The following is a 17,313-nucleotide window of genomic DNA, read 5'->3' on the forward strand; positions in this document are numbered from 1 at the left end:
TGACATCCTTTCTATTGGCTGGTTACCATTAGTATTTCCAGAAAGGATGTCTTTTTTTATGTCATCCAGTAAAAAGAATAAATTGTCAAGAGCGATACTCGATAGATGCCCTCCCTTAGAAGATTAAGGAGGTATGATTATTTTTCAACTGAGAAAGTTGAGTTATAATGAAAAAAATTTGTTCCTTCGAAAGATTTCTTTATATAACTTTCGGAGGACTTTCTTCATAAAAGAATATTTTATATTCCCTTCAATAATATTCAATTTTACAACTAAGGATAAATGCCCTTTATCTTTACCAAAGCTAATCAAATCCAACTCACAGATTTAGACTAACTCATTGACTATTATAACAAATGCTTTTAATCTCTATTAAATAAATCACGTGTATATACTTTTTCTTCGACATCAAATAGTTCTTTTGATAAGCGATTTGATACGATAATATCACTCATTGATTTAAACTCATCTAAGTTTTTGATCACTTTTGAATTATAGAATGTCTCTTCTGTTAATACCGGTTCATAAACCACAACTTCAATACCATGACCTTTTAATCGTTTCATGATTCCTTGAATCGAAGACGCACGGAAGTTATCAGAATCTGTTTTCATCGTTAAACGATAAATACCGACTGTTTTAGGATTTTTTTTCATAATCATATCAGCAATATGATCTTTACGTGTACGATTCGCATCAACAATTGCTTCAATGATGTTATTAGGAACATCGGCATAATTGGCACGAAGTTGTTTTGTATCCTTTGGTAAACAATACCCCCCATATCCAAATGAAGGATTATTATAGTGTGTTCCGATACGAGGATCAAGTCCTACCCCCTCGATGATTTGTTTTGTATCTAACCCACGAATTTCAGCATACGTATCTAATTCATTGAAGTAAGCGACACGTAAGGCTAAATACGTATTTGAGAATAACTTCACTGCTTCAGCCTCTGTTGAATTTGTGAATAGAACGGGAATATCCTCTTTAATGGCACCTTGAACTAGTAAATCTGCAAATTTCTTTGCGCGTTCTGACTGTTCACCAACGATAATACGTGATGGATATAAGTTATCGTATAATGCCTTTCCTTCACGTAAAAACTCAGGTGAGAAGATAATATTATCCGTCTCAAACATTTCACGCACTTTTTCTGTATATCCAACTGGAACCGTTGATTTAATGACCATTGTTGCCTCTGGATTGATCGATAAAACATTTGCAATCACAGCCTCAACTGAACGAGTATTAAAGTAATTTAATTCTGGATCATAATTTGTTGGGGTCGAGATAATAACATAGTCCGCGTCCTTATATGCAGTAAAAACATCTGTTGTCGCCACTAAATTTAAATCTTTTGTTGCTAAATACTCTTCGATTTCTTTATCAACAATCGGAGACTTTTTATTATTAATCATATCTACTTTATCTTGAAGAATATCTAAAGCAATCACTTCATTATGTTGTGCTAAAAGAATGGCATTTGATAATCCTACATATCCTGTTCCTGCTACTGTAATTTTCATCTTATATTCCTCCCTAACTCGCATTTTCATCACCAAGCATTGCTGGTATCGTCATTAAAATCAATTTAATATCAAGCCATAAGTTACGTGTCTTAATATATTCAATATCTAATTCGACCCACTCATCAAAGCCAATATTATTTCGTCCACTCACTTGCCAAATACAAGTTAAACCAGGTTTAACAAATAGACGTTGTTTTTGATAAGGTGTATATTGTTCAACCTCTCTTGGAATGGCTGGGCGTGGGCCCACTAAACTCATATCACCTTTTAATACATTAAACAGTTGTGGAAGCTCATCCAAACTTGTCTTACGAATAAACTTCCCAATTTTCGTGATACGTGGGTCATCTTTAATTTTGAAAGCTGGACCACTTTGTTCATTGAGATGCATTAACTCTTCAAGTCGTTCTTCCGCATCGATATACATGCTTCGAAACTTATACATTTTAAATGTTTTTGGATAAGCTCCATTTCGAACTTGTGAGAAAAAAATCGGACCTTTTGGATCTTCAAACTTAATCAAAATAGCCACGATTAGCATAATAGGTGAGGCTAATAGTAATCCAAGACTTGCCCCTACAATATCCATCAGTCGCTTAAGCACTAAATAAACAATATGATCATTTACTAGTTCTTTTTTTTTAGCTAAGAGTTCACTCTCTCTACAATACGCCACCTTCATTTCACCTCACTAAAAAAGATGTTTACTAAACACAATGGGCATGCTAAATAAACATCTTTAAAAATAATTTACAAGTTATTTCATCTTTTAATATATTTATCTCTACCCTAATTAATTCTCTTACATTTCATAGCCTATTAAACCCCTAATTGAATAGACTATTTTTTTGAAAAGAAACTACGCTTTCTTCTTGTTGTCTGAACTTCCTCTTCGTAGCTATAGTATTGATATCCATAGTAACCTTTTTTCGTGACTGGAATCATCGTCATGACAACACCAAGAATTCGTGCATTAACATTTTCAAGTAATTGTTTAGCGCGTTTCGCGCCATCAATTTCTGTTTTACCAGAAGCAACGACTAATAATGTTCCATCCACAATTGTTGAAAGAATGGCACTATCAGTAACCACTCCAACTGGTGGTGCGTCAATAATAACCATATCATATTGTTGTCGTAAGTTTGCTACTAACTCTTTCATACGATTTGAAGCAATTAGCTCTGAAGGATTTGGTGGAATTGGCCCACATGGAATAACTGTTAAATCCGATCCGACATAGCTTGTTACTTCTTCTAAAGATAACTGACCTGCTAATAAATTGGTTAATCCTTTAGTCCCCGAAATTTTAAACACTTTGTGAACACGTGGCTTACGTAAATCTCCATCAATTAATAATACGCGTTTTCCCGATTGTGCAAACGTTTCTGCTAAATTACAACTTGTCGTTGTTTTTCCTTCTGAAGGCCCTGAACTTGTCACACAAATCACTTTTAAATCCTCATCAACATTAGAAAATTGAATGTTTGTTCTTAATGTACGATAAGCTTCAGCAATAGGTGACTTAGGGTTCGTAATTGTAATTAATTCTGAACTCATCTCTCTCTCTCCCTATTTCCCTTGTTCTAATAGCATATCTGGAATCGCACCGATTAGCGGTAATCCTAAATGACGTTCAATATCGTTCGGTGTTTTATACGTACGGTCTAAGAATTCCAGTACAAAGACTAATCCTACACTAACCATTAACCCTAACACACCAGCAATAGCAATATTCATCATCTTATTTGGTGATGTTGGACTCTCAGGAACTTTTGCAATATCAATGGTTGAAACATTGTCTACTTCCATCATTTGATAAATATCTTCTTGGAAGACTTGAGCAATGGTATTTGCAATTAAAGTTGCTAACTCCGGATCTTCATCCTTCACCGTTAATTTTAAAATCTCTGTTTGCCCCATCTGTGAAACAGAAATCTTATTAATTAATTCTTTAGGTGATAGCTCTAAGTTCAACTTATTAATAACCGTATCCGAAATACGCTCACTCTTTACAATCTCTGTATAAGTTGCTACTAACTTCTGACTTGTCTGTAAGTCATTATAAGTCATCACAGACTCCTGATTTTGCTTGTAATTAACAATCATCGTTGTTGAAGCCTCATAAATAGGCGTTAAAATAAAAAAGCTCACAATTGCTGAGATAATTAAAGCAGATACTGTTATACCTGTAATCAATACCCACCTTTTTTGTAACATGTGAAAAATCTCTTTCAAATCAATTTCGTACTCTGTATTTTCCATTGTCAGCTCCCTTTCCATCCTCATTATCCATTTAATCCCAATAAATGAATAATTTTTTTCTGTTCTTTAACATCATCACTATTTTAACCCTAAATTATTCACTATAAAAATGTAAAAAGCGTTGAGTCCTTAGTGGAATCAACGCTTTTTCTTTATTTTTTATTTCACCTTTTAAGTGAAGCATTTTACTATGAAAATAATCTCTCTTTTGATATCGTTTTAATCGCCAAACCAAAACTAAGGAGAGATTACATTTTTATGATACATCAAGAACAACTTCGTTTCAATAAAAAGATTAAATTTAATTTCAAGGGTGGGGATTTAACGTCGGATGCAGGACTGTTGTTAATCCAAGAATTTATGCATCACATGAAGTTTCCAGAACTCTTAAAACAGTATTTTTATTTAGAGACTGATCAGGCGATTCGAACTCATACGAATCACGACCTCTGTCTCCAACAAATTTATCAAACCATTGCTGGTTATCACTGTGCTGATGATGCGGATGAGTTACGAGTTGACCCTTTATTAACTACTTTGCTTGATAAGCCCTCGTTAGCTTCTCAACCGACTTTATCTCGTTTTACTCATCGATTGACGAAGGAAACAAGCAAGCAATTTGAACTCATCAATCAAAAACTATTATCGCAATTTTATCAAGTCGAAACGCCTAATCATTTTATTTTTGATGTGGATTCCACTCATTTTCAAACCTATGGTCATCAATATGGGAAGGCCTTTAATGCCCACTATCAAGCACAAGGCTTTCATCCTCTCATGGTTTTTGATGGAATGACTGGAGACTGTTTAAAAGTTGAGCTTCGTGCGGGGAATGTTTATACCTCACGAAATATCGTTTCTTTTATCGGTCCCTTATTATCACACTATCAAAAGAGGTTTCCATCGAGCTATCGAATCGTTCGCGGAGATAGTGGATTTGCTCATAAGGAACTGTATAAGTTATGCGAAACGTTAAACACAAACTATGTGATCCGTTTAAAGGCAAATGCTACTCTCTATCGTTTAGCTAAAGAAGTAATGGATGTTTTTTTGGAAGAGTGTTCACTTCAATATTCTCAACAATTCTATGGGGAGTTTGAGTATCAAGCAAAAAGTTGGGATCGGCCAAGACGTGTCATCGTTCAAGTGAGACGAAAAGCAGGCGAACTTATTCCCGATTATTTATTTTTAGTGACGAACATGGAAACAAGACCGGAGATGGTTATCAGTCTATACGCTAAACGTGGGACGATGGAAAACTATATCAAAGAGTGTAAAAATGGATTTAGAATGGATAAAGTCAGTCATAAGCACTGGATGACAAATGTTAACCGAATTCAACTCATGGTGTTAGCTTACAATCTCATCAATGGATTCAGACGATTAACATTACCTCATGAGTTTTCTAAGATGCAGATTGAAACCTTACGGATCAAACTCATTAAAATCGCTGCCAAGCGAGTGAAACAATCACGAAGAATCATGTTCAAACTCTGTAGTCACCATCCTTACAAAGAAGTTTTCCATCACTGTTTAAAAACGATTCAGGCCATTCAGTTAGAGTAAGTGACTGAAGTCGTTCTTTGAAAATGAGATATTTTTTAGAGAAACACATCACCAAGGGGGGAGTCTACCCTTTTTTAGAGATTTGGAGTATGAATTAACTCAAATTTAAGATTAAAACGATAAAAAGCTGTGGTTTAGACTAAAATTTAGTTTGTCCACAGCTTTTTTTGAATGGTCATGAATAATTCAGGTTAACATATTTTTTTCTACATTTTAATCTTTTTTTTTCACTTTTATGATTGTATATATAGGTAACCAAAGAAAATTTAACTATAAATCTGACTAGCCGAGGGATTGTGAATATTCGAGAAATCAACTAGCAGATTTAAATATCTTCAATAAAGCAATGTGTAGAACTTATCCTCTTACCACAGATATTTACTTCAGTACCATTCATTTTGAATCTACAAGCTGAATTAGAACCTTCTATCTCATAGTGGATAGCTGAATTCAAATTAAATTCTCTGAGCTAAACAGGAACAATTATCCGATTTTCTTTTATGAAGAAATTCACCTCCTTAACTATAAGAGCTATAGCATAACTCAAAGTTTGAGGTCGAAATAAACAGATCTATATTACTCAATTATTCTTAAACAGCAAAAAATCCATTAATGACCTCTAGTTTATGAGGTATTAAATGGATTTTTGAATTCATATTCAATTATTTTATTAATTGGTATACGCTATATGACGAGTTCTCGTCTATTTTTAAAGCAACTTCATTAAATAAATCATGTATCCATGGGGCAGCAATAGCTGGGACAACAATAATATCGGGTTTTAATTGTTCTAGAATTTGTTTAAATTGTCGTTGCTGCTCTTCTGATTGCTCATATGATTTACGTAAGCCATCACGTAATAGATATAATTCTGGTTTAGTTTGACGATAACTGTCATTAAAGACACGTCGTTCTTCATTGACAGTATAGAGCATTTCATAGTTATGAGCAAAATAGTTGAGCTCTAACTGAGTAGTCAACACTTTAGGACGCTCTCCGCTATAGTGTTCTTCTACAAAAGTTTCAATATAGTTAGCCGTATCAATAATATCTTGATCCATACGGTATAGATGATTAAAGGTTTGCGTATTACCTATCTGATTAAAATCGTGGGTCAAATACTGATGTGTTTTCGTTGCTAGTTGAATGGCTGATAAACATACTAAGACAATAACAACTTCACGAAACTTTGAATGATTAACAAAATAAACGAGTATTCCCGCAATCAAAAATAGTGACATGATGATATCCCCTGTACGCATGTACACACTACCAGTGAAGTACGTACTAACAAAGGCAGATACAAGTGGATTATAAAAAATAAGAATGATGATCCATTGGGTAATAAATGCGAATTTTAATGTTTCATTTAGTTTTTTAAACTGCACAATTGCGACTAGATATAATAAAAATAAACCATCACGTATTAAGGCTAATAACAACATTGACCAGTTCTTTTCTATTATATAATTGCGTCTAGGGGCATACTTATCAAATAAAAATTCAATAAAATAACGCGGTGAAATCGAGACCTCTTCATTTAAAGAAGGAACCATCTTCATAGATAACACCGTCATTTCAATGACACCAAGAATAAGAACCCATCTAAAAAATTGACTATAAAAGAAGCGATTAAGTACTGACTTTGTTTGTTGATTGCACGATAAAATAGCTAGTAAGAGAACTGCGGCTCCTATGATCACTCCTAGTAATGTTGTTGAACGATAAGATAAGAAGAAAGCTGCGTAAACAAGAAGTGGCATCGCGCTAAAAATCAAAGGTAAGATTAACTCTTTTCGATGATAAAATAATTCATAAATCCCTATGGCTACCATCATCATGATCCCTAAAAATAAAGCTGTCGATTGAAAAGAGCTTGCACTGGCCCAAAGAAGTCCACATAATATTAACGTACGAAGCTTAGGACTTTTAAAGTAATCCGCATACGACATCATTAAATAAGCAAAGACAAAAAGTCGAATATTATTTCCATAGACGTTATATCTAACAAAGTAGTCAAATAATGAAACAAAAGACCATAAAATAATAAAAATAAACATTGTTTTCCATGATTTATTAGAACGATTAAAATAGTAAATTAAATTTAAAAATGTCATTGAAACCGTTAACCATAACAAGACAGGCACAAACCAAGCCATGACCAATACTGCGTCTAAATTAAATATCATTGATAAAAACGTTAAGAATAGGTAAAAGGCTTGGAAGTTATAATAAGAGTCTAACCAACCAATCTGACCACTTAGAGGTAAGATTCCATTAATCTGTTCAGCTCCCACATTATTTTCAACTAACGTAATATAAAAACTTTGATCAGCATTCGTATCATTAAAGGAGTTCGTTGAAAAACAGATAATAAAATTGAAGCTAATAAATAATACTATTAAGAAATAATCCATTAAATGTTCTTTTTTAAACTTAAATATCTCTAGTCGTTTATCACAGTAAGCTGCATATGAATAACGGAACACAAAAATACTTAAGATTAAAAAAATAAATCCATAACAAATCCCGACCACCTGCATCGATACATGCATAGCTTGAAGCGGATATGAAACAAGTTGAATTAATCCTAAGATAATAAAGAAACCAATTGGCCACTTATATTTAATCTTTCCTAATATCTCAGGAAAATAAAAATAAGCCGTCTGACCAACTAATTGGCTATATAAAACAAATAATATAATTAACAAAAGCAATGATAACATAATGATCTCCTTACTAATATATCTAACTCTATATGACCTATCATGTCTAATCATAATCCAAATCGATAATGATTTCTATATTATACTATAATTTAACAACTGTTTCTATGCTCAGGATTCGATTATAATTAATCTCTATATCTCTTTCTTACTATCAATCTGTTTGATCATTTAGAGGCAGCAATAAAAGTACTATCTTTTTATCTTTTATTATGCCTACTTAAATATGATAAGCTTCATTTTTCTATACAAAAACTCCTAGCTTAATCTCATCGATTGCTAGGAGCTTTTCAATTATTTTATAAAGATATGTACTGTATTTTCATCTAAATACACATTAAATTGAGATTTTCCACTTGTTAAAACTTCTACAACGACTGCTTCTGTTAATGCTTCATCATAACCTGGTTGTCCTGTTATGGTCGTATGCTTAGCATTACTGCTAGTTAGGTTAGGATTATAAACAAATCCTTCTAAATTTAATAAACGTTCAATCGATTTATTAACAACATAATCTGGATTCATTCGACCTGGAAGATATGCCATACCACTTGGCGTAATAATCCATCCATCCACAGTTCCACTCGTTAACATTTCACCATTTTGGTTTGTGTAATACCATTGATGACGCCACTCGACCCAACCTTTTTTCATTAAACCATTTGCTGCGAAATAATATTTTTTATTATTTTGAGTTAACCATTCATCACTCATCATTTTTCCATCAGCTTTTAAGTAATACTTATCATTTCCTAATGTTAACCAACCTGTTTGTTTAACGTTATTGACATAATAATACCAATCACCATCGATTTTTTGCCAACCATTTAGCACAACTTCAATTTTAGTTGCAACTCCATTTGCATCAATTGACCATCCATCAATTTCAGTGTTCGTTGCCATTTGTCCTGATTCATAGAAATAATATTTGACATTATCGATGATTTGCCACCCGGTTTGCATCATTCCATTTTCATTGAAATAATAACGTGACCCTTCAATATCCACTAGACCAGTTTGTGCGATACCTTCAATATAATATAATGTATCATTTCCAACTTGTAGCCAACCATTTTGTACAGCTTCAATTTTAGTTGCAACTCCATTTGCATCAATTGACCATCCATCAATTTCAGTATTTGTTGCCATTGATCCACCACTATAGAAATAATACCAGTTTCCATCAATTTTTTGCCAGCCGGTTAACATGGCTCCATTAGATAAATTTAAGTAATAACGCGCGCCTCCAATGTCTTGCCAACCGATCAACATCGCTCCACTTGAATTTAAGTAATACCATGTTCCATCAACCTTTTGCCAACCAGTTAACATCGCTCCACTTGAATTTAAGTAGTAGCGTGCGCCTCCAATATTTTGCCAACCTGTTTGCATCGCTCCACTTGAGTTCATGTAATACCATGTTCCATTGATTTTTTGCCAGCCGGTTAACATCGCTCCACTTGAATTGAAGTAATACCATGTTCCATCAACCTTTTGCCAGCCGGTTTGCATCGCTCCACTTGAATTTAAGTAATACCATGTTCCATTGATTTTTTGCCAGCCAGTAGCCATCGCTCCGCTTGATTTTAAATAATACCAAGTTCCTCGATCTTTTAACCACCCAGTTTGCATGACACCACTTGAATTTAAATAATACCAAGTCCCGTCAACTTTTTGCCAGCCAGTTTGTTTTTTACCACCTTTATAGTAATACCATTGATTACTTTCTTTCACCCAACCAACCTTTGCTGAGTTTTTTTCTGATGGTAAAACGTAATTAAAACGAGTTGAATCTAGTGGATCCCAACCACCAGCTGCCATTCCGCGTGTATCCTGACGAATTTCAAAATGTAAATGAGCAGCGCCTACTCGACCTGATGTCCCAATTGTTCCAATTTTTTGTCCAGCTGATACCTTCTGTCCTTTTTTCACATCAACTGAATTTAAATGGGCATAACGTGAATAAACACCTGTTGCATGTTTAATCGTGATGTAATTTCCATATCCACCACCACACTCTTTTTGATTAGCAGACATGTTTGGACATGTCGAAATGACTTGCTCAACAACTCCAGCACGACCTGCATAAACAGCTGTTCCTGTTGGGGCATATAAATCAATCGCATGATGATTTTTATAACATAAATACTTGCAAATAACAGGATAAAATTCGGCTGTTGGCCAAATCCATCTTCCAGCTTCCGCCGATCTTACAATCACTCGACTCTCTGTTGGAATGTCTTCGATACTCACTTCTTCATACATCCCTGGTAATACTAACTCTTCCTCCTCTGGTAACATGGGATTTTCAAATGAATCCATGAAACCAAAACTACTTGCATTCGCCACTATTTGGAGACTATTTATTACAATAGTCGCTAAAAGAAAGACAACTAAATACTTTCTCTTATGATTCATACTCTCTCCACACCCTTATATATAATTTCAATTAGAGATTATACCATATTTTCCACAAATTATATATTTTTATATCATTTATTGACAATAAAAGCTGTGTCAAACTCCTCAGTTAACACAGCCTTTTCATTATTTATTTTGTAATAATGCTTCTAATTCATTTAATTCATCTAATGAGTCAATTTCAAATAAATCATCTGATTTTAATTCACGTACATTAATTTTTAACTCATCTAAAGAATCTTTCACTAAATTGTCCCAAAATAACTGTTCAAATCCACCCTGTTCCACTGCTTGTTCTAGTTTTGCCTTTAAAAATTCACCATCTTCTTGATTCCAATAAGAAACGCCACACATGATTAATTCTTCATGATCTGAACCAACAACAATATTGTCTAAATACCCATCTGTTCCTATCTTTAATATCCACTCATTATTAAAATTAGATTTTTTAGCACTAAAATAAGTTGACTCTGTTACCGTTTCATCTAATATATTACGATTTAAATAAACATCACCTTCTAACACAAATGAATTCGGTAAAAATTCTTTAACTAAATACATCGTATAAAGGTTATTATATTCATTATATTTATCATTATGGACTAATTTTACCCCGTACTTTTCTTGTAGATAATGGAATGATTCATTCAAATATCCTGTTACGATGATAATATCTTTAATTCCCTTTTCATGTAAAAACTTAATCTGACGTTCAGCCATCGGTTCTCCTTGAACTGGAATTAATGGTTTAGGTGTTTTTAATGTTAATGGGCGTAAACGCGTTCCCATTCCCGCTGCTAAAATAATCGCTCTCATGATTTCCTCCTATTTTGCTTCAACTAATTTAAATTCTGATAAATCACCAGCTGCTAAAATTGATCCCATTATAATCAAGCCACCACAAATGACGGACTTTAAATCGATACTATTCCCTTGAAGCACAATCCCAAATAAAACAGCCCAAGCCGAATACGTAATATTTAATGACATCGCCTTTGTAGCACCAATCTTATGAATGGCTTTATAATAAAATGAATAAGAAAGTGTTCCTGCTAAAGCGGTTAACATGATTAAAAGTAGTGACTGATCTGATAATGTAGCGACCGTAAACGTCATCCCTTCAATCAGTGGAATAATAATGACACCGTACGTTATAGCAGAGGTTAATTGTCTAATAAATAGTGATTGATTAGGCGTCAATTCATCATCCTTCATCCCATATGAACAAATGACAGCTTCAGATGCCCATCCAAACACACATAAAAGCGCAAAGATGAATCCCATCACAAGATGAGTCGGCATTCCTTGTGGGCTATATCCTAAACTAATGATTCCTAAAATACTAATCATTAGCCCTAGAATATTGCTTTTTTTCATCTTCTCTTTCAAAAATAAGTACGATAATAAAGCCCCTAAAGCTGGATATAGTGAAGAAACAATTGCCGTATAAGCAGGACCTAAGTATTTAATAGCCAATAAATAGCCTGTCATCCCAACAGGACCTCCAAGTAATGCCCCTAATATAATAAAACGTCCACTTCTACTTTTTATATTTCCTATTGTCTCTTTAAATTGGCCTTTGAAAATTAAATAAAGTAATAACCAAAGACTTGAAAATGTATCATGAAAAAATGTACTAATAAACGGAGCTAAAAAGATAATCTGTTCGGTTCGAACAAAATGAGACATCGCCATGACGATACCAAGCAAAACGGTATCTAATCCCCAAAGCAATCCAGATAATAAGCCATAACTCATTCTCTACCCCTCCAACTTATCAGCTAATAATTTAAGATTTTCTTTGGCACGATTATATCGCTCAATACCATAGTCCCCAAAGTCATCCCCACTAGCTTCTTTCACTTTTGTCCATAAACTCCATAAAAAATCTTGATAAATCTTATTGATTAAGACACGCGTTTTATATGACTCTTTTGGTTCTTGTTTAAAATAAGTTTTTAAAAATAATTCTTCTTCATCTGAGTTGAATCCATTTTCTAAACAATGAGCAGCCACGTCCCACATCGGATCATTCATACCTGCATACTCCCAATCAATTAAATAGTATTGGTCTTGTTCATCTTTAATAAAGTTTTCAGCCAATGTATCATTATGACAAGGAGCCAGCTTTATTTCTAAGTCATCCATCAATTCTTTTAACTGTAAGACTTGTTGTTTAACCGATTGATAATCGTCGTAATACTTCCCTTTTAATTCGTTCAACAATTGCTCATATGATTCAATCTTTTCATAAACGTTAAATTCATTTTCCATTTCACGCCCGCATTGATGAAGTCGATTCAATAGTTGACAAATCTTCTTCATTACATATGGTTTTTTTGCTCCTTCAGGACTGAGGGTTTGGGCATCTTCAATAAATTTTGAAATCTTAATTCCTGTCTGTTCATTAAAATAAATTAGATCCGCATCAACTCCAATTTCATGAGCAAAAGCAGCATTTTTAATTTCATCTACACGACTAATCATTTTCTCTGTTCCATTTCCAGGGACACGTAACACATAGTTTTGATCATCAACCATCACTTTATAGTTCTTATTCGTCATCCCACCAATAGCAGCAATCTGTTTGACTTGCTTGATATCGATATTCAAACATTCACTAACAAGTACCTTTAAAGATTCTAAATGTAACATTTTTTCTTTTTTATGAATTCGTTTCATTAATTTTGACTGAACTAATTCTAAATGTCGTACATCATCAATTTCATGCCATAACAAACTATCGATTTTGTTATATCCTAATGTATACGTATGTGCCACATCTAACATTAAATACTCGTAGTTTAAATATGGATTTTGATTATCTTGATAGAACTCCATCATTTTAGCGAAATATTCATACGATAATTTACTGATTCCAATCATCTCACCATCAATTCGATTGAGTTGAGCAATATCTTTGGAAATTTTAAATAAACGTTGATTTCGAATTTCAACAAACGCCTCATCACCTGAACCACTCTCAGCAGTAATTAAGACAGAGTCTCGATTATGATCTTCGATTAATTCTTTTAACCCATCCGTCTCCACAACAATATCACTTTCGATTAATAAAAAATCTTCATTAAGATAAGGTTCTGCTTTAGCTAATGAAGCCATCGTTCCAGTCCATTTGTAATCTTCATTCGATACGACTAATATATGTTCTGGTAAAATCTCACGGAGTTTCTCAATGTGATATCCCCCAACAACGATAATCTTTTCAATGTCTAAAAATGTTAACTGATTAATCATTCGCTCAATTAATGTTGTTTCACCAATAGGTTGTAAACAAACAGGATCAATAAATTGCTGATTACGACCAGCCGCTAAAATGACGGCTGTTTTTAAATTAGACTTCTCATCTATATGTAAGTCAATCACTGTTTCTTTTGATTTTCGAATCAGTTGCTCTAAAAATTCTAATCCTTTTGCTGTAATAAAATAACGGTGCTCTCTTCCTTTAATCTCTTTTTTAATAAATCCGTTCTGTTCAATATCTTCGATTAAAGCATTTACTTTCCCAAGTGATAAGCTGCATAAACTAGCTAATGTTCGTTGATTAATTCCGGGATTTTTATTAATTTTCATTAAAATTTCATTCATTTAACTCACAACCTTTATGTTCATTTTTTGAACGTTATACAAAAGATATCTTATCCTATTAAATAACGAAATACAAGTAAAATTCTACATTATCTTATTAGTACAAAAAAATTAAGATAAAAAAGGATATGTGAAAAAAATAGTGTCGCTTCTTGTAATCTATGATAAAATTAATAAATGTATATAATAGGAGAAGATTGGAGTGTAGAGATGAAAACGTTAATCATTATACCAGCTTACAACGAAGAAGAGAATATTGAACGTGTTGTAAATATGCTTGTTACATCTTATCCGCAATATGATTATGTTGTTGTTAATGATTGTTCGAAAGATAATACAAAATTCATCTGTAAAAAAAATAACTATAACTTTATAGATTTACCTGTTAATTTAGGTCTCGCAGGAGCTGTTCAAGCCGGTTACAAATATGCTTATCATCATAATTACGATATTGCTATTCAATATGATGGGGATGGACAACATCGTCCAGAATATATCGAGGATTTAGTACATGGTATTGAAAGTGGCGCTGATATCGTTATCGGTTCTCGCTTTGTTAACTCAAAAAAACCATGGAATGCCCGTATGATTGGATCTCGAATTATCACCTTTGTAACAAAACTTACAACCGGTGTTGAGGTTAAAGATCCAACTAGTGGAATGCGTGCCATCAGTAACAAATTAATTAAAGAATTTGCGTTTAATATGAACTATCCACCAGAGCCAGATACAATTGCTTACCAACTAAAAAAAGGAGCTGTGATTAAAGAAGTTCACGTTGAAATGGATGAGCGTATCGCAGGTGAAAGTTATTTAAATATTACAAATAGTATTAAATATATGTCAAGAATGTTAATCAGCATTTTATTCATTCAAAACTTTAGAAAGTAGTGATTTAGTGTGTTTCTTATTAACGGAATAATTAAATTTCAATTACAACTTATCTTGATTATTGGTTGTATTTTCACTTACTGGTACATTATTCGTAAAGTAAGAAAATCTAATGTCCGTATTGATGATATCATCGTCTGGATTATCGGAATTTGTATTTTCTTCATTTGCAGTATTTTCCCACAAATTCCATATGCAATCTCTAATTTACTGGGATTTGAATCTCCAGCTAATTCAATATTCTTCATTGTTATCTTCTTTATGTTTATCATGATCTTTTTATTAACAATTCGTGTTAGTCAATTACAGGAGAAAATCAAAGAATTAACTCATCAAATCGCATTAGTAGATAAAGACCAAACTGATTCAAAAGAATAATGAACAAAAAGCAGTAGTCTCCACCTGAGACTACTGCTTTTTTACAATGTATCCTAACTTTAAACAATTATTTAAAATATTATAAACAATTTTTAAAAATAAATACTAACTATTTATAAGTAAATGTTTATTGTATCCTACAACAGTGGTATTAGATGGTACATCCTTTGTAACGACAGCATTTGCACCAATCGTACAATTTTCACCGATAATAACATCACCTAAAATTTTAGCTCCAGCTCCAATAATCGTATTTTTACCAACAATCTGTTGACATGGAATTCCTAGGCGAGTTTCTGGATCAAATCTTAAAGCTCCAAATGTAACATTTTGATGAATAATAACACCGTCAGCCAATTTAGCACCTCCACCAATAACGATTCCAGTTGGATGTCTAAAAATAATATTTCCTAATTCACTACTTCCTACAATTTCACATGCGTATTTTATTTGGATTTCACGTCCTTTCAAATTAGAAAGGACCGTATAAAATTTATTTAATAGTTTTACATGCTTATATTTAAGTGCTAAGTCATAATATTTTCTTTGAATTCTTACATCACGTAACAATTGTTCGCTACGCGTATAAAATAAATTTCTATATAAATCTAATGGATTCAACATAATAATTCATTCACTCTCTACAAGTATATTTTTTTATCTGTATTAGACAATGTTATCGATAATAAAGAAGATTGTATCAACCATGATTGAATTAAATAAGTCAGAAATTCTTTAAAATCAAAGATGGACTAATTTAACTTCAATATCTTCGTCTCACAAAGTCTATTTTTTAAAAATCGATATCATTAAATCGTTTTTGAATTTCGGTTGTCCAAACCGTTGAATCGTTGAGAATTTCTATAAACTTTTCATCACTTTTTCCGTCTCCAAAATATGAGGCACAATCCGGATGAGTTTGGAGCGCGGTTTGAATAGAAGCTAAAATTTGAGAAGTATCCTCGTCACAGTGAAGAATGTTAACGTTCTCTTCACTATAACGGCCACTTTGACGGCACCCTAAGTCGATGGCCATTTTTCCATAAACGCAAGCTTCTCGAATTCCCGAACTCGAATTCCCAATAATAAAATCACAATTTTTCAGTAACGTTAAGAAATATTCAAAACGCATGGATGGATAAACTAAGAAGTTGGGATGAGTTTCAAATCGACTGTATTCTTTTAAAATAACGTCACTTCCATGATCATTATTTGGATAAATCACAACATATTGTCTACCTGATTCAATGACGGCATCGACCACATTTTTAACCTTCTGTGGTAATTGGTCCACTTCTGTGGTAACCGGATGATACATTAAAATACTAAATGTTTCAAATGGAATTTCGTATTTGTCTTTTACTTCATCCATGTTGGGAAGCGTATCTGAATACATAATATCTAAATCAGGTGATCCAAAAACAAAGACTGATTCTTCTTTTTCTCCTAATTGTAAAATACGTTTTTTCGCTTCATCATTTGCTACCAAGTGGAAGTGAGCCATTTTTGTAATCGCATGACGAATCGATTCATCAATTGTTCCTGATACTTCTCCACCTTCAATATGCATGACTTTGATGTTATTAAAGGCCCCAACGATAGCTCCTGCTAAGGCTTCTAAACGGTCCCCATGAACCACGATTAAATCGGGTTTCACTTCATCACAATAATTACTTAATCCTGTAATTGTGTTACTAAGTGAGATATCCATTTGGTCATGTGAACTGGATTTTTGATTAATGTATTTATAAATATTTTTGAATCCGTCTTTTTCTACTTCATGATAGGTTGATCCATATTTACTTAACATATGCATTCCGGTTACAAAGACGTGTAATTCAAAATTTGAATCTTTTTCAACCCTTTTCATTAATGATTTTAATTTTCCATAATCAGCACGTGTTCCTGTTAAAAAAAGTATCTTCTTCATT

14 protein-coding genes are annotated in these 17,313 nt (G+C 33.0%); 3 read left to right on the forward strand and 11 right to left on the reverse strand.

Annotation, left to right across the window (positions count from 1 at the left end; all coding sequences use genetic code 11):
* Nucleotides 1-362: 362 nt before the first annotated feature.
* From AT726_RS03410 to AT726_RS03425, 4 genes are all read right to left on the reverse strand, one after another.
* On the reverse strand, nt 363-1,529 hold the full coding sequence (locus AT726_RS03410) for a nucleotide sugar dehydrogenase (RefSeq protein ID WP_068759020.1): 1,167 nt from the start codon (nt 1,527-1,529) through the stop codon (nt 363-365).
* A gap of 13 nt (nt 1,530-1,542) precedes the next feature.
* Entirely contained in the window at nt 1,543-2,208 is a 666-nt protein-coding gene (locus AT726_RS03415) for a sugar transferase (protein WP_237297197.1), read from the reverse strand.
* A gap of 164 nt (nt 2,209-2,372) precedes the next feature.
* Nucleotides 2,373-3,089 carry a CpsD/CapB family tyrosine-protein kinase gene (locus AT726_RS03420; RefSeq protein ID WP_068759022.1) on the reverse strand — a complete coding sequence of 239 codons (717 nt, stop codon included), beginning with the start codon at nt 3,087-3,089 and terminating at the stop codon, nt 2,373-2,375.
* Nucleotides 3,090-3,101: 12 nt separating this feature from the next.
* On the reverse strand, nt 3,102-3,794 hold the full coding sequence (locus tag AT726_RS03425) for a YveK family protein (protein WP_068759023.1): 693 nt from the start codon (nt 3,792-3,794) through the stop codon (nt 3,102-3,104).
* Between the two features lie 258 nt (nt 3,795-4,052).
* Between AT726_RS03425 and AT726_RS03430 the strand changes: the two genes are divergently transcribed.
* A complete protein-coding gene (locus AT726_RS03430; RefSeq protein ID WP_055275552.1) occupies nt 4,053-5,360 on the forward strand; it encodes an IS1380 family transposase in 1,308 nt (435 codons plus the stop codon).
* A 662-nt stretch (nt 5,361-6,022) separates the two neighbouring features.
* Here the strand turns inward: AT726_RS03430 and AT726_RS03435 are convergent.
* The 5 genes from AT726_RS03435 to AT726_RS03455 form a co-directional block, all read right to left on the reverse strand.
* Entirely contained in the window at nt 6,023-8,086 is a 2,064-nt protein-coding gene (locus AT726_RS03435) for a DUF6077 domain-containing protein (RefSeq protein ID WP_068759024.1), read from the reverse strand.
* A 294-nt stretch (nt 8,087-8,380) separates the two neighbouring features.
* The gene (locus tag AT726_RS03440; protein WP_068759025.1) at nt 8,381-10,504 is read right to left on the reverse strand and encodes a peptidoglycan DD-metalloendopeptidase family protein; all 2,124 of its coding nucleotides are present in this window, start codon (nt 10,502-10,504) and stop codon (nt 8,381-8,383) included.
* 129 nt (nt 10,505-10,633) lie between these two features.
* Nucleotides 10,634-11,323 (reverse strand): sugar phosphate nucleotidyltransferase, encoded by a 690-nt coding sequence (locus AT726_RS03445; protein WP_068759026.1) that lies wholly within the window; start codon nt 11,321-11,323, stop codon nt 10,634-10,636.
* 9 nt (nt 11,324-11,332) lie between these two features.
* Nucleotides 11,333-12,265: a DMT family transporter gene (locus AT726_RS03450; protein ID WP_068759027.1), complete on the reverse strand. Its 933-nt coding sequence runs from the start codon at nt 12,263-12,265 to the stop codon at nt 11,333-11,335.
* 3 nt (nt 12,266-12,268) lie between these two features.
* Nucleotides 12,269-14,113 (reverse strand): phosphotransferase, encoded by a 1,845-nt coding sequence (locus AT726_RS03455; RefSeq protein ID WP_068759028.1) that lies wholly within the window; start codon nt 14,111-14,113, stop codon nt 12,269-12,271.
* Between the two features lie 210 nt (nt 14,114-14,323).
* On the opposite strand from AT726_RS03455, the gene AT726_RS03460 reads away from it, so the two are divergent.
* Together AT726_RS03460 and AT726_RS03465 are read left to right on the forward strand one after the other, a co-directional pair.
* Entirely contained in the window at nt 14,324-15,004 is a 681-nt protein-coding gene (locus AT726_RS03460) for a glycosyltransferase family 2 protein (RefSeq protein ID WP_068759029.1), read from the forward strand.
* A 9-nt stretch (nt 15,005-15,013) separates the two neighbouring features.
* Entirely contained in the window at nt 15,014-15,382 is a 369-nt protein-coding gene (locus tag AT726_RS03465; RefSeq protein WP_068759030.1) for a DUF2304 domain-containing protein, read from the forward strand.
* A gap of 105 nt (nt 15,383-15,487) precedes the next feature.
* Here the strand turns inward: AT726_RS03465 and AT726_RS13470 are convergent, their stop codons facing one another.
* A complete protein-coding gene (locus AT726_RS13470; RefSeq protein WP_068759031.1) occupies nt 15,488-16,006 on the reverse strand; it encodes a serine O-acetyltransferase in 519 nt (172 codons plus the stop codon).
* Between the two features lie 169 nt (nt 16,007-16,175).
* Entirely contained in the window at nt 16,176-17,312 is a 1,137-nt protein-coding gene (gene neuC / locus AT726_RS03475) for a UDP-N-acetylglucosamine 2-epimerase (protein ID WP_068759032.1), read from the reverse strand.
* Nucleotide 17,313 lies beyond the last annotated feature (1 nt).

This window comes from Turicibacter sp. H121, from assembly GCF_001543345.1.
GTDB classification, from domain to species: Bacteria; Bacillota_I; Bacilli_A; order MOL361; family Turicibacteraceae; genus Turicibacter; species Turicibacter bilis.